Annotated in this window: 22 protein-coding genes and 1 riboswitch; of the genes, 11 read left to right on the top strand and 11 right to left on the bottom strand. The window is 70.6% G+C overall.

What is annotated here, in order from left to right; genetic code table 11:
- Window positions 1-14: 14 nt before the first annotated feature.
- Window positions 15-980 (top strand): carbohydrate-binding protein, encoded by a 966-nt coding sequence (locus tag ACY0PA_RS20155; RefSeq protein WP_473085929.1) that lies wholly within the window; start codon window positions 15-17, stop codon window positions 978-980.
- A 49-nt stretch (window positions 981-1,029) separates the two neighbouring features.
- On the opposite strand, the gene ACY0PA_RS20150 is transcribed toward ACY0PA_RS20155, so the two are convergent.
- From ACY0PA_RS20150 to ACY0PA_RS20140, 3 genes are all read right to left on the bottom strand, one after another.
- The gene (locus tag ACY0PA_RS20150) at window positions 1,030-1,962 is read right to left on the bottom strand and encodes a 1-phosphofructokinase family hexose kinase (RefSeq protein ID WP_473085928.1); all 933 of its coding nucleotides are present in this window, start codon (window positions 1,960-1,962) and stop codon (window positions 1,030-1,032) included.
- An 84-nt stretch (window positions 1,963-2,046) separates the two neighbouring features.
- Complete coding sequence (nagA, locus tag ACY0PA_RS20145; RefSeq protein WP_473085927.1) at window positions 2,047-3,192, bottom strand: N-acetylglucosamine-6-phosphate deacetylase; 1,146 nt, start codon at window positions 3,190-3,192, stop codon at window positions 2,047-2,049.
- The gene (locus ACY0PA_RS20140) at window positions 3,192-4,139 is read right to left on the bottom strand and encodes an ROK family protein (RefSeq protein WP_473085926.1); all 948 of its coding nucleotides are present in this window, start codon (window positions 4,137-4,139) and stop codon (window positions 3,192-3,194) included. The genes nagA and ACY0PA_RS20140 overlap by 1 nt, the downstream gene beginning before the upstream one ends.
- Window positions 4,140-4,347: 208 nt before the next feature.
- Between ACY0PA_RS20140 and ACY0PA_RS20135 the strand changes: the two genes are divergently transcribed.
- The 3 genes from ACY0PA_RS20135 to otsB all read left to right on the top strand — a co-directional run bounded on the left by ACY0PA_RS20135 (window position 4,348) and on the right by otsB (window position 6,816).
- Window positions 4,348-5,610: an ABC transporter substrate-binding protein gene (locus ACY0PA_RS20135; RefSeq protein WP_473085925.1), complete on the top strand. Its 1,263-nt coding sequence runs from the start codon at window positions 4,348-4,350 to the stop codon at window positions 5,608-5,610.
- Between the two features lie 79 nt (window positions 5,611-5,689).
- A complete protein-coding gene (locus ACY0PA_RS20130; protein WP_326778620.1) occupies window positions 5,690-5,908 on the top strand; it encodes a DUF3263 domain-containing protein in 219 nt (72 codons plus the stop codon).
- Between the two features lie 53 nt (window positions 5,909-5,961).
- Window positions 5,962-6,816, top strand: coding sequence for a trehalose-phosphatase (gene otsB, locus ACY0PA_RS20125; protein ID WP_473085924.1), 855 nt, complete (start codon window positions 5,962-5,964; stop codon window positions 6,814-6,816).
- Between the two features lie 12 nt (window positions 6,817-6,828).
- Here otsB and ACY0PA_RS20120 read toward each other — a convergent pair whose 3' ends face one another.
- The 3 genes from ACY0PA_RS20120 to ACY0PA_RS20110 form a co-directional block, all read right to left on the bottom strand.
- Window positions 6,829-8,235, bottom strand: a complete 1,407-nt coding sequence (locus ACY0PA_RS20120; RefSeq protein WP_473085923.1) for an alpha,alpha-trehalose-phosphate synthase (UDP-forming) — start codon at window positions 8,233-8,235, stop codon at window positions 6,829-6,831.
- A 109-nt stretch (window positions 8,236-8,344) separates the two neighbouring features.
- On the bottom strand, window positions 8,345-10,453 hold the full coding sequence (locus tag ACY0PA_RS20115; protein ID WP_473085922.1) for a DUF7927 domain-containing protein: 2,109 nt from the start codon (window positions 10,451-10,453) through the stop codon (window positions 8,345-8,347).
- A gap of 36 nt (window positions 10,454-10,489) precedes the next feature.
- A complete protein-coding gene (locus ACY0PA_RS20110; RefSeq protein WP_473085921.1) occupies window positions 10,490-11,437 on the bottom strand; it encodes a glucosyl-3-phosphoglycerate synthase in 948 nt (315 codons plus the stop codon).
- A gap of 180 nt (window positions 11,438-11,617) precedes the next feature.
- A riboswitch (SAM riboswitch) is annotated at window positions 11,618-11,749 on the top strand.
- Between the two features lie 17 nt (window positions 11,750-11,766).
- On the opposite strand from ACY0PA_RS20110, the gene thrC reads away from it, so the two are divergent.
- From thrC to groL, 4 genes are all read left to right on the top strand, one after another.
- A complete protein-coding gene (gene thrC, locus ACY0PA_RS20105) occupies window positions 11,767-13,053 on the top strand; it encodes a threonine synthase (protein WP_356273985.1) in 1,287 nt (428 codons plus the stop codon).
- Window positions 13,054-13,100: 47 nt separating this feature from the next.
- Window positions 13,101-13,376 (top strand): MoaD/ThiS family protein, encoded by a 276-nt coding sequence (locus ACY0PA_RS20100; RefSeq protein WP_473085920.1) that lies wholly within the window; start codon window positions 13,101-13,103, stop codon window positions 13,374-13,376.
- Window positions 13,377-13,853: 477 nt separating this feature from the next.
- Window positions 13,854-14,057, top strand: a complete 204-nt coding sequence (locus ACY0PA_RS20095; RefSeq protein ID WP_005315736.1) for a cold-shock protein — start codon at window positions 13,854-13,856, stop codon at window positions 14,055-14,057.
- A 319-nt stretch (window positions 14,058-14,376) separates the two neighbouring features.
- Window positions 14,377-16,002, top strand: a complete 1,626-nt coding sequence (groL, locus tag ACY0PA_RS20090; protein WP_100595711.1) for a chaperonin GroEL — start codon at window positions 14,377-14,379, stop codon at window positions 16,000-16,002.
- 72 nt (window positions 16,003-16,074) lie between these two features.
- Here the strand turns inward: groL and ACY0PA_RS20085 are convergent, their stop codons facing one another.
- The 4 genes from ACY0PA_RS20085 to ACY0PA_RS20070 form a co-directional block, all read right to left on the bottom strand.
- Window positions 16,075-16,350 carry a hypothetical protein gene (locus ACY0PA_RS20085; protein WP_473085919.1) on the bottom strand — a complete coding sequence of 92 codons (276 nt, stop codon included), beginning with the start codon at window positions 16,348-16,350 and terminating at the stop codon, window positions 16,075-16,077.
- A gap of 53 nt (window positions 16,351-16,403) precedes the next feature.
- Window positions 16,404-16,943 carry a hypothetical protein gene (locus tag ACY0PA_RS20080; protein ID WP_473085918.1) on the bottom strand — a complete coding sequence of 180 codons (540 nt, stop codon included), beginning with the start codon at window positions 16,941-16,943 and terminating at the stop codon, window positions 16,404-16,406.
- Window positions 16,944-17,487: 544 nt separating this feature from the next.
- Window positions 17,488-17,700: a DUF397 domain-containing protein gene (locus tag ACY0PA_RS20075; RefSeq protein WP_473085917.1), complete on the bottom strand. Its 213-nt coding sequence runs from the start codon at window positions 17,698-17,700 to the stop codon at window positions 17,488-17,490.
- Window positions 17,675-18,478, bottom strand: a complete 804-nt coding sequence (locus ACY0PA_RS20070; protein ID WP_473085916.1) for a helix-turn-helix domain-containing protein — start codon at window positions 18,476-18,478, stop codon at window positions 17,675-17,677. The genes ACY0PA_RS20075 and ACY0PA_RS20070 overlap by 26 nt, the downstream gene beginning before the upstream one ends.
- Window positions 18,479-18,560: 82 nt before the next feature.
- Between ACY0PA_RS20070 and ACY0PA_RS20065 the strand changes: the two genes are divergently transcribed.
- Both ACY0PA_RS20065 and ACY0PA_RS20060 read left to right on the top strand, forming a co-directional pair.
- Window positions 18,561-18,854, top strand: a complete 294-nt coding sequence (locus tag ACY0PA_RS20065; protein WP_473085915.1) for a hypothetical protein — start codon at window positions 18,561-18,563, stop codon at window positions 18,852-18,854.
- A complete protein-coding gene (locus ACY0PA_RS20060; protein WP_473086651.1) occupies window positions 18,851-19,054 on the top strand; it encodes a hypothetical protein in 204 nt (67 codons plus the stop codon). The genes ACY0PA_RS20065 and ACY0PA_RS20060 overlap by 4 nt, the downstream gene beginning before the upstream one ends.
- Here the strand turns inward: ACY0PA_RS20060 and ACY0PA_RS20055 are convergent, their stop codons facing one another.
- On the bottom strand, window positions 19,055-19,564 hold the full coding sequence (locus ACY0PA_RS20055) for a MarR family winged helix-turn-helix transcriptional regulator (RefSeq protein ID WP_473085914.1): 510 nt from the start codon (window positions 19,562-19,564) through the stop codon (window positions 19,055-19,057).
- A gap of 159 nt (window positions 19,565-19,723) precedes the next feature.
- Between ACY0PA_RS20055 and ACY0PA_RS20050 the strand changes: the two genes are divergently transcribed.
- Window positions 19,724-20,254, top strand: coding sequence for a YceI family protein (locus ACY0PA_RS20050; protein WP_473085913.1), 531 nt, complete (start codon window positions 19,724-19,726; stop codon window positions 20,252-20,254).
- The last annotated feature ends 11 nt before the right edge of the window (window positions 20,255-20,265 follow it).

The raw sequence follows: 20,265 nt of genomic DNA, 5'->3' as shown, positions 1-20,265 counted from the left end.
GGGAGTGATCAGGGATGGCGCCCGCTGACAACGGCGAGGGCACGCCCGGGGACGACGATCCGTTCGGCTATCTGTACGCCGACGGTCAGGCCGCCGGGGCGACACCGCCCAGCGGGGGCGGCGGCTACGGCTACCCGGGTCCCCGGTCCTACCACCAGGTCCGGCCGGTCGGTGAGCGCCAGTACGGGCAGCAGCCGCAGCAGGCGCCTACCGCCGCGTACGGGCAGGCCCCCCCGCAGCAGCAGCCCCAGGCCTACGGCCGGCCGAACGCGCACTACTCGGCCCCCGAGACGCTGCCCGGTGGCGCGCCGACCACGGTGACGCCCACGCAGCACGGCGGCGGTGGCGGCCGGGGCCGCGGGCCCAACACCAAGGGCCTCCTGATCGGCGCGCTCGCCGTCGTGGCGGCCGTGGTCATCGGCATCGGCGTCGCGGTTCTTGGCGGCGACTCGGACGACGACGCGAAGGGCGACGCGGGCGGGCAGCCGTCCGGCGGCTCCCAGTCGGTCCAGCCGAGCGAGAGGGCCTCCAAGAAGCCCGACAAGCCGGTCGACCTCCCGAAGACGGACGCCAAGGCGCTGAAGCTCGAGGGCGGCACGGCCACCGCATCGGACGTCAAGGGCGCCAAGGCCGACGGCGGCACGTATGTGGCGGGCTTCAACCAGGTGGGCGCCAAGCTCACCTGGACGGTCAACGGCATCCCGAAGGACGGCGCGTACAGCCTGCGCGTCAACTACGGCGTGCCCGGCAAGGACGCCAACGCGACCATCACGGTCAACGGCAAGGCCCAGACCCGCCCGCTCAACATGGGGAACTTCTCCTACGCCAAGGAAGGCGACTGGGAGAAGGGCTGGTCCAACACCTGGTCCGTCGTCCAGCTCAGCAAGGGCACGAACGCGATCACGATCTCGTGCGAGCAGGGCAACCAGTGCGACGCCAACTTCGACCAGATGTGGCTCGTCAAGGGCACCAACGGCTGAGCGACACAGCCGGCGACACAGACGTGCCGACAGCGGCCTGGGGCGTGCCCTAGGCCGCTGTCGTCGTCTGTTGGGTCACCGCGACCCGCCCCAGCAGTTCCTCGTACGCCGCGCGGTCGAACTCCCCTGCCACCGGGGCCAGTACCGTCGCCGCGGACAGGGCGACCGCGCGGGCCAGGCGGTCCGGCCACGGCAGGTCTTCCACGTAGCCCGAGAGCAGGCCCGCGACCGCCGAGTCGCCGGCGCCCGTCGGGTTGCCCTTCACGCGGTCCGGGGCCGGGGCGCGCCAGCTGCCGTCCGGGGTGACCGCGAGGAGGCCCTCCGGGCCGAGTGAGGCGACCACGGAGCGCGCGCCGCGGCGGCGGGCGTCGCGGGTGGCGCGCAGCGGCTCGTGGGAGCCGGTGAGCTCGGCGAGCTCGTCGGAGTTCGGCTTGATGACGTCGGGGCGGGCCGCGAGCCCCCGGCGCAGGGGTTCCCCGGACGAGTCGAGCAGCACGGGCACGGACGCGGCGCGTGCCGCGCGGACCAGCTGGGCGTACGCGCCGACCGGAACGCCCGGCGGGAGGCTGCCGCACAGGGCCACCGCGGACGCGGAGCCGAGGACTTCCTCGTAGGCCTCGGTGAACGCGGACCACTCGGCCGGGGCGACGAGCGGGCCCGGCTCGTTGAGCTGGGTCGTGTCGCCCGTCGTGGCGTCGGCGACGGCGATGGTGCGTCGGGTGGCGCCCGAGACCGGGACGAGCGCGTCCCGGATGCCGGGGGAGTCCAGGAGCTGTTCCCTGAGGGCGCGGCCGGTGCCGCCGCCCGCGAAACCGGTGACGGTCACGTCGTGGCCGAGCGCGGCGAGCACGCGCGCGACGTTGAGGCCCTTGCCGCCGGGGCGTTCGGTGACCTTGGTGACGCGGTGCGACGCGTGCGGGTGCAGCGCCGGCACGTCGTACGTGATGTCGAGCGCGGCGTTCAGTGTGACCGTGAGGATCACGAGACCCCAGCCCACCCCTCAGTTCGGGACTACCTTCAGTAACGCGGCCTGATCATGCCAAAGACCGGGCGGCAGGCCCAGACCTCACGCGAGCTGGGGTTCCACGATCCACCGGCCCTTGCGCATGACGCCCTTGAGGTCGAAGTCCTGGTCCAGGACGACGAGGTCGGCGTCCTTGCCGGGCTCCAGCGAGCCCACCCTGTCGTCCACGCCGAGCAGGCGGGCCGGGTTGGCGGAGATCGCACGGACGATGTCCTCGACGGGCAGTTTGTCGATGGTGGCGGCGCGCTTGAACGCGCGGTCCAGGGTGAGGGTCGAACCGGCGATGGAGTTGCCCTCGACGAGCCGCGCGACGCTGTCCTTCACCTCGACCTCCAGGGTGCCGAGCATGTAGCGGCCGTCGCCGAAGCCCGCCGCGTCCATGGCGTCGGTGATGAACGCGACGCGCCCGCTGCCCACATGATGGAACGCCAGCTCCAGGGCGGCCGGGTGCAGATGCGTGCCGTCGTTGATGAGTTCGACGGTGATCCGCTCGTCCTCCAGGAGCGCCGAGACGGGGCCCGGGGCGCGGTGGCCTATGGCCGGCATCGCGTTGTAGAGGTGCGTGGCGACGGTGGCGCCCGCGTCGACGGCCTCGACGGTCTGCTCGTATGTGGCGTCGGTGTGGCCGATCGCGGCGATCACGCCGTGCTCGGCGAGGAGGCGTACGGAGTCGGTGCCGCCGGGGAGTTCGGGGGCGAGGGTGAGCATCTTGGCCTGGCCGCGCGCCGCGTCGAGCAGCTTGCGGACCTCGGCCGGGTCGGGGTCGCGCAGGAGCGTCTCGTCATGGGCGCCCTTGCGGCACGGGGAGATGAACGGGCCCTCGAAGTGGATGCCCGCGATCTCGCCCTGCTCGGCCAGCTCGGACAGCAGGCCTGCGCGCTGGGTGAGGAAGTCCGTCGCGCCGGTGACGAAGGACGCGACGACCGTCGTGGTGCCGTGCAGGCGGTGCGTGCGGACGCCCTTGAGGATGTCGTCGATCGATCCCGAGGTGAAGGAGGCCCCGCCGCCGCCGTGGTTGTGCATGTCGACGAAGCCGGGCACGACCCAGTGGCCGGTCAGATCGGTGGAGGGGGCGCCGGCCGGCGCGCTGCCGGCGATCCTCGCGCCGTCCACGATCACGCGTCCGTTCTCGACGACGCCGGCCGGCAGGACGACGCGGGCGCCGGAGAGGACATTCAGAGCGGCCATCAGGCGACTACCTCCGTGGAATCGGTGGACTGGGCGAGCAGGTCCCAGGCGAGCAGGCCCGCGCCCAGGCAGCCGGCGGTGTCCCCGAGGGCCGCCGGGACGATCGTGGGCAGCTTCTGGAACGTCACGCGTTCCTCGACGGCGGCCCGCAGTGGTGTGAACAAGGTTTCCCCCGCCTCGGCCAGACCGCCACCGATGATCAGCGTGCGCGGGTCCAGCAGAGTGAGCGCCGTGACGAGCCCGTCGGCGAGCGCGTCCACGGCCTCCAGCCAGACCTGCCGCGCCCTGGGGTCCCCGGACTCGACGGCCTTGGCGCAGTCCGCGGCGTCCGCCTCCGGGTCGCCGGTGGCCTCGGCCCAGGCGAGCGAGACCGCCGACGCGGAGGCGTAGCGCTCCAGGCAGCCGCGCTGCCCGCAGCTGCAGTCCGTGCCGCCGGGGCGTACGACGATGTGGCCGATCTCCCCGGCCGAGCCGTGCGCGCCGGGTTCGATGCGGCCACCGATGCCGATGGCACCCGCGATGCCCGTACCCAGCGGCACGAACAGGAAGCGGTCCGCGCCCTTGCCCGCGCCGAGCCGACCCTCACCGAGGCCGCCGGTGCGCACGTCGTGGCCGAGGGCGACGGGGATGCCGTCGAGCCGTTCGCTCAGCAGCCTGCGCATCGGGACGTCGCGCCAGCCGAGGTTCGACGCGTACAGGGCGATGCCGTGTTCGTCGTCGACGATGCCGGGCACCGCGACGCCGGCCGCGGCGGCCGGCTCCCCGAGGTGCTTCTCGCCGTACGCGCGCAGGTCGGCGGCGAAGCCGAGTATGGTCTCGACGATCGCGTCGGGCCCCCGCTCGCGGCCGGTGGCGCGCCGCGCCTGGTGGAGCAGGGTGCCGTCGGCCCCGACCAGGGCGGCCTTCATTCCGGTGCCGCCCACATCGAGGGCGATGACGTGTCTCACGGAGACAGTCTCGCGCCTCAACCCGCGAGAGGTCTAGTCCACTTGCACGGATCTTGCGTCGATGTGTACGGATGACGCGTTTCCGCTCTCCCGGCGAAGGCCCGTTGCGGGCGCGAAACCCGGGTGGTGTAGACCTTATGTCCGGGCCTCGTGAACAATCCGGGTCCGAAATCCGGACGAGCGACTTCAAGAGGGTGGGAAACCGGCTGTGCAGCGGCGCATGACAGGTCTGACAGCGGCGGTGGCCGCGCTCGGCATGGCGGCGACACTGGCCGCCTGCGGAGGCCCCGGCTCCGACGACGTGACCCTGAAGCTGGTGGCCGCCGACTACGGCGACTCCCCGGCGAACAGCTCCCAGAAGTACTGGGACAAGCTGACCGCCGCCTTCGAGAAGAAGAACCCCGGCATCAAGGTCGACGTCAGCGTCTACTCCTGGAGCGACGTCGACGCCAAGGTCAAGAAGATGGTCGCGGACGGCCACGCGCCCGACATGGCGCAGATCGGCGCGTACTCCGACTACGCCGCGAGCGGCAAGCTCTACAGCGCGAACGACCTGCTCTCCATCCCCGTGCAGTCCGACTTCCTGCCGCAGCTCGCCGCCGCCGGCGAGGTCTCCCGCGTCCAGTACGGCATGCCCTTCGCGTCCTCCACGCGGCTGCTGTTCTACAACAAGACCCTCTTCGACAAGGCCGGCCTGACCCCGCCGCAGACCTGGGCCCAGCTCCAGGCCGACGCCAAGGCCCTCAAGGCGCGCGGCGTGAAGATCCCCTACGCGCTGCCGCTGGGCCCCGAAGAGGCGCAGGCCGAGACCATGATGTGGATGCTGAGCGGCGGCTCCGGTTACACCGACGACGTCGGCACCTACAGCCTCGACTCCCCGCAGAACGTCAAGACCTTCGAGTGGCTGAAGAACGACCTGGTCGGCCAGGGGCTCACCGGTCCGACGCCGCCCGCCAAGCTCGACCGCGCGCAGGCCTTCGCAGCCTTCACGCGCGGTGACGTCGGCATGCTCAACGGGCACCCGACGCTGATGCAGATGGCCGACAGGAAGGGTGTGAAGTTCGGCACGGTGCCGATGCCCGGCATCAACGGCAGGGCCGGGTCGACCATGGGCGTCGCCGACTGGATGATGGCGTTCCGGCAGAACGGCCATAAGGACCAGGTCGGCAAGTTCCTCGACTACGTCTACAGCGAGAAGAACGTCCTCGACTTCTCCCGCGAGTACGACCTCCTGCCGGTCACCAACTCCGCGTCGGACACGATGGCCGACGACAAGCGCGACCAGAAGCTCTGGAAGTTCCTCGGCGCACTGCAGAACTCGGAGCTCTACCCCGTCGGCAAGACGTCCTGGGCCCAGGTCAGCGCCGGCGTCAAGCGCGAGATCGGCTCGACCGTCGGCCCCAACGGCAACCCGGGCGCCACCCTCGGCCGGCTGGAGCGGGCGGCCGACGCGGCGGAGAACGCGGAGTAGCGTCGCTGCCGTGAGCGAACCGCCGTACGCAGAGCCCGAACCGCCCGCCGAGGACGCACAGGATGCGCCGCCCGTCGGCCTGTCTCCCCGTGAGCAGGGCGTTCTCGCCCTGGAGCGGCGCGGGTGGGCGTCGGCCGGGGCCAAGGAGCGCGCCGTGCGCGAGGAGCTGGGCCTCGCCCCGGTGCGCTACTACCAGCTCCTCAACGCGCTCCTCGACGACCCGAGGGCCCTCGCCCACGACCCGGTCACGGTCAACCGGCTGCGCCGAATACGCGAGGCCCGCCGCGAGGAGCGCTGACCCGCCCCCGCGCAACGGGCGTACGGTCCGCCTCCCGCGGATAGGCTCGGCGCATGGGCAGCCCACCGCAGCACGACCTGCCGTCGCCTGTGACCTCCGCCGGTCGTGACGGCCTCGACGCACTCCTCTCGGACCCCGCGCGGGCCGTGATCGCGCTCGACTTCGACGGCACGCTCGCGCCGATCGTGCCGGACCCCGAACAGGCCCGGGCGCACCCGGACGCCGTCCGCGCGCTCGCCATGCTGGCACCCCAGGTCGCCTCCGTCGCGGTGATCACCGGCCGCCCCGCGGGCGTCGCCGTGCGCCACGGCGGTTTCGCGGGCGTCCCCGGCCTCGAACACCTTGTGGTTCTCGGCCACTACGGCGCCGAGCGCTGGGACGCCGTCACCGGCACCGTCCACGCCCCCGCCCCGCACCCCGGCGTCGCGGCCGTCCGCGCCGAACTGCCCGGAGTCCTGGAGTCCGTGGGGGCCTGGCGCGGCACCTGGGTGGAGGAGAAGGGCCGTGCCGTCGCCGTCCACACGCGCCGCGCGGGCGACCCGCAGGCGGCGTTCGAGGCGCTGCGCGCGCCCCTGTCCGACCTCGCGGCCCGCCACGGCCTGATCGTCGAGCCCGGCCGCCTCGTCCTGGAACTGCGCCCGCCCGGCATGGACAAGGGCGCGGCGCTCACGTCGTACGTACGCGAGGTGGGCGCGACGTCGGTGCTCTACGGGGGCGACGACCTCGGCGACCTGCCCGCGTTCGCCGCCGTCGACAAGCTCCGCAAGGACGGGGTGCCGGGCCTTCTGGTGTGCAGCGGCAGCTCGGAGGTCACGGAACTGGCCGAACGGGCGGACGTCGTGGTGGACGGGCCGCAGGGAGTGGTGGGACTCATGTCGGACCTGGCCCGCGCGATCAGCGCCCCCTAGCCCCCTAGCCCCCTAGCCCCCCAGCGCCCGCAGCGCGTTCAGCTGGTCGAGGAACCACTGGGCGGGCGGCAGCGCGGTCGCCGCGGCGGCGAGCCGCTTCGCGCGCTCGCCGCGCTCCCCGCTGCCCATGACCAGCGCCGCGTGCAGCGCCTCGGCCGTCGCCGACACGTCGTACGGGTTCACCACGAGCGCGTCCTCGCCCAGCTCCTCGCAGGCCCCCGCCTCCCGCGACAGGACCAGCGCGCACCCCTCGTCGGAGACGACCGGGACCTCCTTGGCGACGAGGTTCATGCCGTCCCTGATCGGGTTGACCAGCGCCACGTCGGCCAGCCGGTACGCGGCCAGGGAGCGCGCGAAGTCGTCCTTCACATGGAGCACGACCGGGGTCCAACGCTCCGTACCGAAGCGGGAGTTGATCTCCTCGGCGACCCGGGACACCTCGTCGGTGTACTCCCGGTAGACCGCCAGGTCCTGCCGTGACGGGTAGGCGAAGGCGACGTGCACGACCCGCTCGCGCCACTCGGGGTGCTCATCGAGGAGGAGCCCGTACGCGCGCAGGCCGCGCACGATGTTCTTCGACAGCTCCGTGCGGTCCACGCGGACGATCACCTTGCGGTGCGGGCCGCCGATCTGCTCCCGCAGCGCGGCGAGGCGCTCCTCGACGTCGGGGCGGCGCGAGCGCTCCCGCAGGAAGTCCGCGTCCGCGCCGAGGCCGTGCACCCCGATCTCCGTACCGGACGTGCCGCCCACCACGGCCTCGCAGCACGCCGTGAACGTGTCCGCCCAGCGCCGCGTCAGGAACCCCAGCCGGTCCGCGCCCAGCATCCCGCGCAGCAGCTGCCCCGCGATGTCGTCCGGCAGCATCCGGAAGTAGTCGACCGGCGCCCACGGGGTGTGCGAGAAGTGCCCGATGCGCAGGTCGTCGCGCAGCTCCCGCAGCATCCCCGGCACGAGCGCCAGGTGGTAGTCCTGCACGAGGACCGCCGCGCCCGGCCCGGCCTCCGCGGCCAGCGCCTCGGCGAACGCCCGGTTGTAGGCCTCGTACGACGCCCACAGCGCACGGAACTCGGGCCCGAAGACCGGCTCAAGAGGCGTCTGGTACAGCATGTGGTGGACGAACCAGAGCACCGAGTTCGCGATGCCGTTGTACGCGTCGGCGTACACCTCGGGGTCGATGTCGAGCATCCGCACCCCCGGCTCTCCGACGCCGCGCCGTACCGCCTCGCGGTCACCCGCGCCGAGGGCCGCGCACACCCACACCGCGCTCGCGCCGTCCGGGTCCTGCCCGATCGCGGAGAGCCCGGAGACGAGCCCGCCCCCGCCGCGCCGCGCGTCGAGCGTCCCGTCGGCTCCGAGCTCGTACGAGACCGGACCGCGGTTGGACGCGACGAGGATCTGTGCACCCTGCGTGGAAGCCATACGGGCAAACGTAGCCCGACCCGTAAACGCTCAAACGTACGGCCGGACTCCATGGGAGTCCGGCCGTATACGATCCGCCGTTCGTCTGTCCTGATACCTGCCCCGCGCGTCAGTAGCGCCGGCTGCGCGCCGCCGCCACCGCGAGGACGCCGAGCCCCCACAGGGCCGCCGCGAGACCGCCGTACAGGAGCGTGTGTGAGTCGCCGGACGTGGCCATCTCCGCGCCGTGCGAAGGCCGGTCCGGCCCGTGCGCCCCCTGCGGCGGGACCGGGCGGGCCTGCTGCCGCCGGGCCGTGATGACCGACGTGCACGGGTCGCCCTCGCCGCGCCGGGCCTTCGGGCAGTTGGTGCGCGGCACGTCCGCCGTCACGGTGAACACGGTGATCCCGCCCGTCGTGCACGACGCCTTCACACGTTGCGTGATGACGACCTTGCCGTGGGTGACTACGTCACCCTTCCAGACGTAGACGGACCCCCGCTTCGTGACGGTCCCGGTGGAGGCGACCGGGGCCGAGCCCGCCGTCACGGGCCACTCGACGGCGGCGCCGGTGCGGTTCCTGGCCGAGAAGTCCTCGATCGTGAGGGTATTCACGGTCTCCTCGCAGGGCGGCACCACGGGCCGCTGCGGCACGTTCGTGATGTGCAGGGCGGGCGGCGCCGGGGGAGGCGGCTTCTCGATCTCGGGGGCGCTCCCGCAGCTCGGGTCGGTGCTGCCGGCCTCGCAGTTGGAGCGGGGTGACTGCACCTCGACGCCGCTCGGCAGCTTCCCGTCGCCACGGACCGGGTCGTGGACCTTCACCGAGTACGTGATGGTGGCGGTCTTCCCGGCCGGGATGTCGCCGGTGTAGCCGATCCTCGGCGCGGTGTACGAGACGTGCCCGAGGTCCGTGCGCACGTCGCCGTTGTACGTCGCGTCGTCGAGGTTGCCGGTCAGGTCGTCGCTGAACCTGGCGTCCGGGTGGTCGAGCGAGCTGATGTTCTTCGCCTTCACCGTGTAGGTGATGGTGTCGCCGGGGCCCGCCGCCTTCGGGCTCGCCGTCTTGGTGACCTCCAGGTCGGGGACCGGGACGGACAGGGCGAGCGCCGAGGGGACGTAGGTGTCGCCCCTGGCGGTGAACGTCAGCTCGGTGGAGGTGGCGCCCGGCGGGACGGTCCCGTCGGGGAGCTCGAACTCCTTCGCGTCGATGCTCATGTTGTTGACCGTCTTCGGAGCGACGGCGCCGTCGTCCTCGCTGATGAAGAAGTTGTCGGTGTTGCCGGTGTGGGCCTCGGTGACGTTCTTGCCGTCGACCAGGAACCGGTCGCCCGGCGTCTTCCGGTCGCCCCCGTAGGCGGTGACGCCCGCCCGCACCTTGCCGTCACCCGCGCGGTGGAAGCCGTTCACGCCGATCGTGGCCGCGGGCGAGACGGAGCGCTGGAGGACATGCCCGCCGTAGATGTACACCTTGCGCCGGTCCGGGGCATACGTGGAGTTCGGGGCGTCGTACTTGTAGACGACGGTCATCGACCAGCCGGCCACGCAGCCCTTGCCGTTGGGCGCCCAGACGCCGCCGACCGCGACGGGGACGGGCGCGCCGGTGCCGGTGACGCCGGCGAACATGCTCGTGACGTCGGCCTCGCCCGTGTAGTAATGCGGGCCGTCGGCGGCCGCCGGGTCCCGGACCAGGTCCTCGGTGGAGACCCTCGCCGCGGCTTTGCCGTTCACGGCGACCACGGGCACGGCGGCGAGCGGGGCGCTCGGCGAGGGCTCCGCAGCGGCGCCGGAGATGTCGCACCGCGCGAGCTGCGCGCCGCTCGGGCCCTTGTACGTGCCGTCGCTGCCGCCGAAGAACAGGCGGGCGTACGCCACCTTCGCGCCCGGCGGGATCGTCACCCGGCCGGAGCTCGATCCGTAACCGGCCGTCGTACCGGCCGTGTTGACGCGCCGCATCACGAACGTGCCGTTGCTGTCGCTGCCCCGGCCGCCGGCGGCGACCGCGCAGCGGGCCGCCAGGTCGGCCGGCGCGGCCGGACAGCCCATGACGGTGTTGCCGATCGTCACGAAGTCGCCGTACAGCGATGCGTCGTAGCGCTTGGCGAACGGGGCGGCCACGTCGGCCGGGGCGGGGGTCGCGGCGCCGAGCGCCGTCAGCGCGGTGGCCGTGGCGACGAGCACCCCGGCGGTGCGGGTCGCGGCCGCGCGCAGCCGTCGCCCACCCGAAACTTGTCTGAGCCACATAAAGGGCAATGTAGGCAAAACATACGATTGCCCCGGCTACGCCACGCGGCGCTCCGCGTACTCGGTGATTTCGGCCATCGGGGGGCGTTCCTCGGTGTCCACGTCGTGCGTGCGCGGCTCGAATCCCTGTTCTCCGCGCTCGAACTGGGTGAGCACGGGACGTACGAGGTGCCCGCGCGCGAGCCGCAGCTGTGCGGTGCGGTAGATCGCCGCGGCCATCCGCCCGAGTGCCTGCCCGTCCTGGTGCCGGTGCTTGCGCACGCCGACGTCGACCTGTCCGAGCGCGTCCAGGCCCACCGTGTGCAGCGCGTCGACGAGAAGGCCCAGCTCAACCCCGTAACCGACCGGGAACGGCAGGCGCTCCAGGAGCGACCGGCGGGCCGCGTACTCGCCGCCGAGCGGCTGCACGAACCCCGCGAGGAGCGGCCAGTGCAGATTCAGGACCGGGCGTGCCACCAGCTCCGTGACCCGGCCGCCCTGACCCGCGGCGGACCCGAGCGGACGGTCGTACATCGCTTTCACGAAGTCCACGCCGGGGTCCGTGAGCAGCGGGCCCACGATCCCCGAGACGAAGTCCGCGGAGAACTCCTTCAGGTCCGCGTCCACGAAACAGACGATGTCGCCGCTCGTGACGAGCAGCGAGCGCCACAGCACCTCGCCCTTGCCGGGCACGGCCGGGATCCTCGGCAAAATCGCGTCCCGGTGCACGACCCGCGCCCCGGCGGCCCGTGCGACCTCGGCCGTGCGGTCCGTCGAACCCGAGTCGATCACCACCAGCTCGTCGACCAGCGGTACCCGCTCCGTCATCAGGGCGCGCCGGATCTCGGCGACGATCTCGCCGACCGTCTCCTCCTCGTTCAGCGCGGGCAGTACCACGCTCACCGAGCTGCCTGAGGCGCGCTTCGCGGCGATCAGCTGAGGGAGCGGGCGGTCCGACACCGACCAGGAACGCCTGCTCAGCCAGCGCTCTACTTCTTCCAGCACGGTGCGCGGCTCCTCACTGTCTGAACTGTCCGATCACGAACTGTGATCCATCTCGCGGTTCGGACGACTATCTCAAGCGTCCAGGCCTTCGGTTACAGTCTTGAACAACGCCGGTGACCATCGCATGTCGGGGTCGCCGCCGCGCTTGAGTGATCAAGCGTCAGCTCAACAACCGAATAGCGCTCATCCAGAGGGACAGAGGGATACGGCCCGTTGAAGTCCCGGCAACCCTCCCGCCGACCTTGCCGAGGTCCAGGTGGGGAAGGTGCCAATTCCGTCTCGTGGCGAGATGCGCCGCGAGGAAGATGAGGAGAAAGGGCCTCGCCATCATGGCTGCGCAGACTGTCGCCACCACCACTTCCGTAGATCTCGGACCCGCCTCGGCGCTTTCCTGCCGCGAGTGCGGCACCAGCTTCCCGCTCGGACCGATCTTCGCCTGCGCCGAGTGTTTCGGGCCGCTCGAAGTCTCCTACGACCTGCCGACGGGCGACCCCGAGTCGCTGCGCAAGGAGATCGAGGCCGGACCCGCCAACATCTGGCGCTACGCCCCTCTCCTGCCCGTCCCGGCCGACGTCGCCGAGAAGCCGAACCTGAACCCCGGCTGGACCAAGCTCGTCAAGGCCGACAACCTCGCCCGTGAACTCGGCGTCGAGCAGGGCAAGCTGTTCGTCAAGGACGACTCGGGCAACCCCACGCACTCCTTCAAGGACCGCGTCGTCGCCCAGGCCATCGAGGCCGCCCGCGCCTTCGGCTTCACCACCCTGTCCTGCTCCTCCACCGGCAACCTCGCCGGCGCCGTCGGCGCCGCCGCGGCCCGCGCCGGCTTCCGCTCCTGCGTGTTCATCCCGCACGACCTGGAGCAGGGCAAGGTCGTCATGGCCGCGGTCTACGGCGGCGAACTCGTCGGCATCGAGGGCAACTACGACGACGTCAACCGCTTCTGCTCCGAGCTCATCGGCGACCCGCTCGGCGAGGGCTGGGGCTTCGTCAACGTCAACCTGCGCCCGTACTACGGCGAGGGATCCAAGACCCTGGCGTACGAGATCTGCGAGCAGCTCGGCTGGCAGCTCCCGGACCAGCTGGTCATCCCGATTGCGTCCGGCTCCCAGTTCACGAAGATCGACAAGGGTCTCCAGGAGCTGATCAAGCTCGGCCTCGTCGAGGACAAGCCGTACAAGCTCTTCGGCGCCCAGGCCGAGGGCTGCTCGCCGGTCTCCGTCGCCTACAAGGGCGGCCACGACGTCGTGCGGCCCCAGAAGCCGAACACGATCGCCAAGTCGCTCGCCATCGGCAACCCGGCCGACGGCCCGTACGTCCTCGACATCGCCCGCCGCACCGGCGGCGCCGTGGAGGACGTCAACGACGAGCAGGTCGTCGACGCGATCAAGCTGCTCGCGCAGACCGAGGGCATCTTCGCGGAGACCGCGGGCGGTGTGACGGTCGGCGTCACCAAGAAGCTGATCGAGGCCGGTCTCATCGACCCGACGCTCACGACCGTCGTCCTCAACACCGGCGACGGTCTCAAGACCCTCGACGCGGTCGCCGAGACGTCCCAGGCGACCGCCACCATCCGCCCGAGCCTGGACGCGTTCCGCGACGCGGGCCTCGCCCACTGAAGACCCGCGAACCCCGCGAACACCCGCACGGAAAGGCTGCAGCCCCCATGAGCGTCAACGTCCGCATCCCCACCATCCTGCGCACCTACACCGGCGGCAAGGCCGAGGTCGCCGCCGAGGGCGCCACCCTCTCCGAGGTCATCACCGACCTGGAGAAGAACCACACGGGCATCGCGGCCCGCGTCCTGGACGACCAGGGCAAGCTGCGCCGCTTCGTCAACGTGTACGTCAACGACGACGACGTGCGCTTCGAGCAGGGCCTCGAGACGGCGACGCCGGCGGGCGCGGGCGTCTCGATCATCCCGGCCGTCGCCGGAGGCTGACCATCGAGCGCAGTGCCGGAGGCTGACCATCGAGCACAGTGCCGGCGGCTGATCGCCCGGCCTGACGAGGCCACACAGAGTTACCTGAATTGCCCCCTCCGCGAGAGAAGCGGAGGGGGCAATTCAGCAGGGTTGAGCGCGGTAGAGTTGGGAACCGCGCTTCGCGCTTGTGCCGAGCGCATATATGAAGTCGGCCCCCGTCCGACAAGAAGCAGCCAAAGTGCCCAGCCCTTATCGGGTGTTCGTGGCATTTGTCGGGCCCGAGTTGCCCCGGAATCCAATGGCTCCGCCGCTTTTTACCGCTCTGCCGTGCCCAGATTTCTCGTCCGATTGACCTGTTGCAGACGGCAGTTGGGCAGATACATTCAGCCGCGGTCGACGCGTTCCGGCGCACACCCCCAACCAATGGGGGGTGAGGTCTGACCCGGGTCCGCGAAGTGCGGGCCTGTGCAAGGGCCAGTAATAGGGGAGTTAGACATGGCTCAGGGCACCGTCAAGTGGTTCAACGCGGAGAAGGGGTACGGCTTCATCGCGGTCGACGGTGGTGCGGATGTATTCGTCCACTACAGCGCCATCCAGATGGACGGATACCGCACCCTTGAAGAGGGTCAGCGAGTCGAATTCGAGATCTCGCAGGGCCAGAAGGGTCCGCAGGCGGACATGGTCAAGCTCGCCGTCTGATCTCGGCGCGATCGGCCACCGACACACTCACGCCGAGAGGCCCGTACCCCACGTGGGGTACGGGCCTCTCGTGCGTGCGCGCGCACCCCGCGCACACCGCCCGCGGGGACCGCGCGTCTGCCGGAGGCGCTTGCACTCTCCTAGGTCGAGTGCTAATCATTGCGTTAGCACTCTGAAGGTGAGAGTGACAGAACTTGGATCGGGTCGGTGAGGCTCGCAGGCCGGGTGGGGCAAGGAACCACACGGCACGCAGGCCGTCCGTCGCGGGCACCAGCACGGTCCGTTTGCGTTTCCACCCCGTCCGGGAGGACCACTTCATATGGCCAAGATCATCGCGTTCGACGAGGAGGCACGGCGCGGCCTCGAGCGCGGCATGAACCAGCTCGCCGACGCCGTCAAGGTGACCCTGGGCCCCAAGGGTCGCAACGTCGTCCTCGAGAAGAAGTGGGGCGCCCCCACGATCACCAACGATGGTGTGTCCATCGCCAAGGAGATCGAGCTCGAGGACCCGTACGAGAAGATCGGCGCCGAGCTGGTCAAGGAGGTCGCGAAGAAGACGGACGACGTCGCCGGTGACGGCACGACGACCGCGACCGTCCTCGCCCAGGCGCTCGTCAAGGAAGGCCTGCGCAACGTCGCGGCCGGCGCCAACCCGATGGCCCTCAAGCGCGGCATCGAGAAGGCCGTCGAGGCCGTCTCCGCCGCCCTGCTCGAGCAGGCCAAGGATGTCGAGACCAAGGAGCAGATCGCTTCCACGGCCTCCATCTCCGCCGCCGACACCCAGATCGGCGAGCTCATCGCCGAGGCCATGGACAAGGTCGGCAAGGAAGGCGTCATCACCGTCGAGGAGTCCCAGACCTTCGGTCTGGAGCTTGAGCTCACCGAGGGTATGCGCTTCGACAAGGGCTACATCTCGGCGTACTTCGCCACCGACATGGAGCGTATGGAGTCGTCGCTCGACGACCCGTACATCCTCATCGTCAACTCGAAGATCGGCAACGTGAAGGACCTCCTTCCGCTGCTCGAGAAGGTCATGCAGTCCGGCAAGCCGCTGCTGATCATCGCCGAGGACGTCGAGGGCGAGGCCCTGTCGACCCTGGTCGTCAACAAGATCCGTGGCACCTTCAAGTCCGTCGCCGTCAAGGCCCCGGGCTTCGGTGACCGCCGCAAGGCCATGCTCGGCGACATCGCCATCCTCACCGGTGGCACCGTCATCTCCGAGGAGGTCGGCCTCAAGCTGGAGAACGCCGGTCTCGACCTGCTCGGCCGCGCCCGCAAGGTCGTCATCACCAAGGACGAGACGACGATCGTCGACGGCGCCGGTGACAGCGACCAGGTCCAGGGCCGCGTCAACCAGATCCGTGCCGAGATCGAGAACAGCGACTCGGACTACGACCGCGAGAAGCTCCAGGAGCGCCTCGCCAAGCTCGCCGGCGGCGTGGCCGTCATCAAGGCGGGCGCGGCCACCGAGGTCGAGCTCAAGGAGCGCAAGCACCGCATCGAGGACGCCGTTCGCAACGCGAAGGCGGCCGTCGAAGAGGGCATCGTCGCCGGTGGCGGCGTGGCCCTGCTCCAGGCCTCCGCGGTCTTCGAGAAGCTCGAGCTCGACGGTGACGAGGCGACCGGCGCCAACGCCGTGAAGCTCGCCCTTGAGGCCCCGCTCAAGCAGATCGCCGTCAACGGTGGTCTCGAGGGTGGCGTCGTCGTGGAGAAGGTCCGCAACCTTCCCATCGGCCACGGCCTGAACGCCGCGACCGGTGAGTACGTCGACATGATCGCCGAGGGCATCCTCGACCCGGCGAAGGTCACGCGTTCCGCGCTGCAGAACGCCGCGTCCATCGCCGCGCTGTTCCTCACCACCGAGGCCGTCATCGCCGACAAGCCGGAGAAGGCCGCCGCGGGCGGCGCTCCGGGCGGCATGCCGGGCGGTGACATGGACTTCTGATCCTGACGGATCGGTAAGTACATCTCCGTCGGCCCCCGGGACCATCTGGTCCCGGGGGCCGACGTCGTGTGGTCAGACGGCCTGCTCCTCGTACGTGCGCCACGCGTCGCGCCCGGCCTGGGCGGCGGTCTGCGCCTGGTGGAGGGTCCGGGCGGCGAGCTCGCCGGGCGGCACCTCCCAGCTGCTGGTCCAGGTACGGCCCGCGCGGACCAGCTCGAAGACGAGCAGGCCGACACCGGCCGCGGCGACCAGCATCCCGGCCCCGGTCAGCGCGGCACCGGTGGTCAGCCGCCTCTGGTCGGGACGGAACTCGGTCCAGGAAATCTTCGAGAACGTGCTCTCAGCCATAACTTCAGAATGCGCGAGTGTGCGCGCGGGCGCATGTGGAGCGCCGGACGCCGTCAAGGCGCCCCGGTGGTCCCTCCGGGGCAGCTGCCGTCGTCGACGGTGAAGTCCACGGCGTCGTAGCCCATCGCCTTCGGCCGCTGCACCGCATGGACGTGGAGGCAGAAGGCGGTATCGGTGCCGCGGGCCTCGACCGAGAAGTCGGCGTCCTCGGTGCCGCCGTACCAGATCGTGGATTCGGGCGGGTCGGAGGCGAGGGTGACGGTGAGGGCGTCTTCCGGGCCCTTCCCGTGCCGCGCGATGTCCTGCCTCAGGATGTCCGCGTACAGGCCGGTGTCGGTGCCCGGGCCGGTCTTCTCCTGCGACAGCTGCGTCGTCGCGCCCGTCACCGCGGTCCGCAGGTCGTCACCGTCCCAGCCGCCCCGGAAGAGGTCCGGGTGGTACAGCACGTAGAGCGCACCCGCCGCGAACAGCAGCGAGCCGACGATGAGGACGCGTCCGACGGGGTTGCGCGCGTTGTAGACGTAGCGGTTCGTGCCCCAGTTGCTCCGGACGAAGACGCGGTCGTCGTCCGGGTGTTCGCGGTCGTGGCTCATGGGGCCATTCTGATACGGCAGTTGAGGCCGGTTCATCCCCGTGGGCCGGAGGGCGGGTTGAGACCCGCCTCCCGTTCCTTGAAAGGAGCGCTCGGGGCCGGCGACTTGAGCTCCGAGTGAGCTTGTGGCCCGAATCTGCCAAACCCCGCCGAGATCCGCCGCAGATGGCTGGTGGACCGGGGCCCGGCCCTGGCCGACCCCGCCCCCGACAGGGAGATTGGCGGATCCCGGCCAACTCAGCCTCGCTTCCGGGGCAACTCCTCTGCCACCCCAAGAACCCGCTCGCCCGCGCCCTGCCGCGACCGCCGCCTCCCCCGCCTGCCTGTTGCTGCCGCTTCTTCTTTGCGGTTGGTCGTCTGCGTTGTCGCGAAGGAGACCGGGTTGCTGAACTCGTATCCACTCACTGACCGTCATTGGGGAAAGCCGGCCCCCACCAGTCCGCAGCCGAACGGAAAACTGATGGAGGCTCCCGCAACCACCCGCCCTCACCAGCCACGCAATCTGCTTGTGATCTTGCGCCACTGCCGGGGCGGGTGGACACGCCCTAGCGATCTCCCTTGAGATCCGTGATGAACGCGGACCAGGCGTCCGCCCGGAGCACGAGCTTCGGGCCGTCGGGGTTCTTGGAGTCGCGGACGGGGACCAGTCCGGGGTGGTCGTGGGTGACTTCGAGGCAGTCGCCGCCGCTGCCGCCGCTGTACGAGGACTTGTGCCAGGTGGCCGAGGTGAGGTCAGGCTCCGGGTGCGTGATCTTCATGCGCGTAATCCTCCGCCACTGATTCGATCAGGGCCAGGGATTGCCTCGGAGTAAGTGCATCGGCCCTGAGCAGATCGTAGGACAGCTGATGGCGGGCAACTGTTGCCAGATCATCCGTCAACTGCCCCATGCTGGAGGCCTCGACGAACGAGAGCGGCGGTGCGTCCCTGAAGTGCATGAGCTTGAGGGAGCCCTCCAAGGCGGCGTGCGCCCCCGCCGAGAACGGCACCACCTGGACGATGACCCGGCGCCTGCGGATCAGAGCGGCGATGTGGCGCAGGGCCTCGGCCATCACCGCAGGTCCGCCCACTTCCCGGCGCAGGGCGGCCTCATCCAGAACTGCCCACAACAAGGGCTCTGTTGGATCGTCGAGGAGGCAGGTGCGTTCCATTCGGGCCGCCACCAGTTTGTCGATCGCCTCCTCCGGGGCCGTGGGCTGGTAGGCGAGGAAGACCGCGCGGGCGTAGGCCGGTGTTTGCAGCAGGCCAGGGATCAGCAGCGACTCGTACTGCCTGATCTCGATCGCGATGGCCTCCGCCTCAGCCGCCTCCGCGAAGTGCTCGGGGTGCTTCGACTCGTTCGCCTTCACACCATGCCGGACGAAGAACCCCGCCGTCCCCAGCGCGTCGTCCAGCCGTTCCGCCATGTCCGGCAGGATTCTGCGCGTGCCCGCCTCCATCTGGCCGACGTACGACCCGCTCACGAACAGCAGCTCGCCCAGGGCCTGTTGGGTCAGGCCCGCCCGCTCTCTCGCGTGGCGGAGTTCCTCACCGACCATGACGCGGCGGGAGGCGGGGTCGAGGTCCTTCGGTCCGGTCACGTGCATCGACTCCCAGAGCAACAAAGGGTTTGTTGGGCCGGTGGCTCTGGAAAGCGTAGAGCTGATCCCGTCACGCTGGGTGGTGAAAGTGAAACTTGGCGTGAAGGAGCGGGCGATGGTGGTGCGGGACGCGGAGCGGCTGCGGGTGGTCGAGGAGACCATCGCGCAACTGCGGGCCGAACTCGGGGTGTTGGGCGTGCTGCTGCCGTCCCTGCGGGTCGACCCCGTGTCGGCGGCGGGGGAGGTCGGCTATCCGCTGGTGGACCTGGGGTGCGTGAACCTCGATACGGCGATGCGGCTGGTCGCCGTACTGCACGACAGGCGCGGCGCGTGAACATCGGCGCGTACGTGATCGACGTACGGGACGGACGCGTCGGGCAGATCATGGGGCGCGAGGGCGGTTACGTGCAGTTGCGGCCGCCCGGCGGCGGGCGCGAGTGGGACTGTCCGCCGGAGGCGGTGGAGCCGGCGCCCGTCACGGAGGAGCTGAGGGCGCGGGTGCGGGTGGTGAACCGGGAGGGGCGGCTGCCGTGATCAGTTAGGAGCCTCTTCAGGCGCGGGGATGAGGCTGTGCAGTGCCTCCTGCTGGGCGGCGCCGACGAACTGGGCGATGGCGTCGGTGACCGTGGTGGCCAGGGCGGCCGACGCCTGCCGCAGGAGGGTGCGGGCCTTGTCGGTGAGGGCGACCTCGACGCCGCGCTTGTCGCCACAGGTCGAGGCGCGGGTGACGAGTCCGGCGCGCTGGAGCAGGGCCACCTGGTAGGTGAGGCGGGTCTTGGGGCGGCCGAGCAGGTCGGCTATGCGGGTCATGCGGACGCCGCCTTCGGTGGACTCGCCCTTCTCCTCCGCGAGCAGGCACAGGATGAGGAACTCATCGTGGGAGACGCCGAGTTGCTCCTTGACGACGGAGCGAAGCCGCTGTTCCACGCCTCCCGTGGCGGCGAGCAGCAGCATCCATGCGCGCAGCTCGGGCGGCAGCAGGCCGGCGCCGCCGCCCGGACAGCCGGACGGGCTCTCGTCGGGTTCTGCCGCGTCGTCGCTCATGGGGTCCGAGTTTACCGGTTGTCCAAATTTGCCCTACCGGTTGTACAAATTTGGATCAGTGGCTACCGTGAGATGCGCGAGTGGTCCAAATTTGGATTACTCAGCTCCGTGATCCGTGATCCGTGATCCGAACTCAGTGATAAGCAATCGGGAGAAGTCATGACCGTCGCCGTGGAAACGGGGCAGTGGCAGCTCGACGCCGACGCCTCCACCGTCGCGCTCAAGCACCGCACCATGTGGGGGCTCGTCACCGTAAAGGGCGCCTTCGGTGTCGTCGGCGGGGACGGTGAGGTCCGGCCCGACGGGACCGCCACCGGGACCGTGACCCTGGACGTCGCCTCGCTCGACACCAAGAACGCCAAGCGCGACACCCATCTGCGCTCGGCGGACTTCTTCGACGTCGAGAAACACTCCGAGATCACCTTCGAGGTGCGGGGTGTCGAGATCGGTGCGGACGCCACGGCGCAGGTGGACGGTCAGCTGACCGTGCGCGGTGTCAGCAGGCCGGTGTCCGTACCCGTGCGGCTGACCGGAGAGGGCGCGGACGCGGTTACCTTGGCCGCCGAATTCACCGTGGACCGGTCGGAGTTCGGCATGGGGTGGAACCAGCTGGGGATGCTGCGCGGCCTGACCGGCGTCGCCGGGTCGCTCCGTTTCACGCGGGTGCGGGGCGACGTTCAGGAAAGCTGACAGCCGGGGCC

The sequence above is a fragment of the Streptomyces sp. DS1-CR2 genome (assembly GCF_055760475.1).
This window is presented reverse-complemented; position numbering and strand designations above follow the sequence as displayed.

Excerpts from the sequence above, each read along its gene's own strand:
- ACY0PA_RS20155 (WP_473085929.1), top strand. The coding sequence starts at position 15 with ATGGCGCCCGCTGACAACGGCGAGGGCACGCCCGGGGACGACGATCCG.
- nagA (WP_473085927.1), bottom strand. The coding sequence starts at position 3,192 with ATGGCCGCTCTGAATGTCCTCTCCGGCGCCCGCGTCGTCCTGCCGGCC.
- otsB (WP_473085924.1), top strand. The coding sequence starts at position 5,962 with ATGGGCAGCCCACCGCAGCACGACCTGCCGTCGCCTGTGACCTCCGCC.
- ACY0PA_RS20120 (WP_473085923.1), bottom strand. The coding sequence starts at position 8,235 with ATGGCTTCCACGCAGGGTGCACAGATCCTCGTCGCGTCCAACCGCGGT.
- ACY0PA_RS20115 (WP_473085922.1), bottom strand. The coding sequence starts at position 10,453 with ATGTGGCTCAGACAAGTTTCGGGTGGGCGACGGCTGCGCGCGGCCGCG.
- thrC (WP_356273985.1), top strand. The coding sequence starts at position 11,767 with ATGGCTGCGCAGACTGTCGCCACCACCACTTCCGTAGATCTCGGACCC.
- ACY0PA_RS20100 (WP_473085920.1), top strand. The coding sequence starts at position 13,101 with ATGAGCGTCAACGTCCGCATCCCCACCATCCTGCGCACCTACACCGGC.
- ACY0PA_RS20095 (WP_005315736.1), top strand. The coding sequence starts at position 13,854 with ATGGCTCAGGGCACCGTCAAGTGGTTCAACGCGGAGAAGGGGTACGGC.
- groL (WP_100595711.1), top strand. The coding sequence starts at position 14,377 with ATGGCCAAGATCATCGCGTTCGACGAGGAGGCACGGCGCGGCCTCGAG.
- ACY0PA_RS20085 (WP_473085919.1), bottom strand. The coding sequence starts at position 16,350 with ATGGCTGAGAGCACGTTCTCGAAGATTTCCTGGACCGAGTTCCGTCCC.
- ACY0PA_RS20080 (WP_473085918.1), bottom strand. The coding sequence starts at position 16,943 with ATGAGCCACGACCGCGAACACCCGGACGACGACCGCGTCTTCGTCCGG.
- ACY0PA_RS20075 (WP_473085917.1), bottom strand. The coding sequence starts at position 17,700 with ATGAAGATCACGCACCCGGAGCCTGACCTCACCTCGGCCACCTGGCAC.
- ACY0PA_RS20070 (WP_473085916.1), bottom strand. The coding sequence starts at position 18,478 with ATGGTCGGTGAGGAACTCCGCCACGCGAGAGAGCGGGCGGGCCTGACC.
- ACY0PA_RS20055 (WP_473085914.1), bottom strand. The coding sequence starts at position 19,564 with ATGAGCGACGACGCGGCAGAACCCGACGAGAGCCCGTCCGGCTGTCCG.
- ACY0PA_RS20050 (WP_473085913.1), top strand. The coding sequence starts at position 19,724 with ATGACCGTCGCCGTGGAAACGGGGCAGTGGCAGCTCGACGCCGACGCC.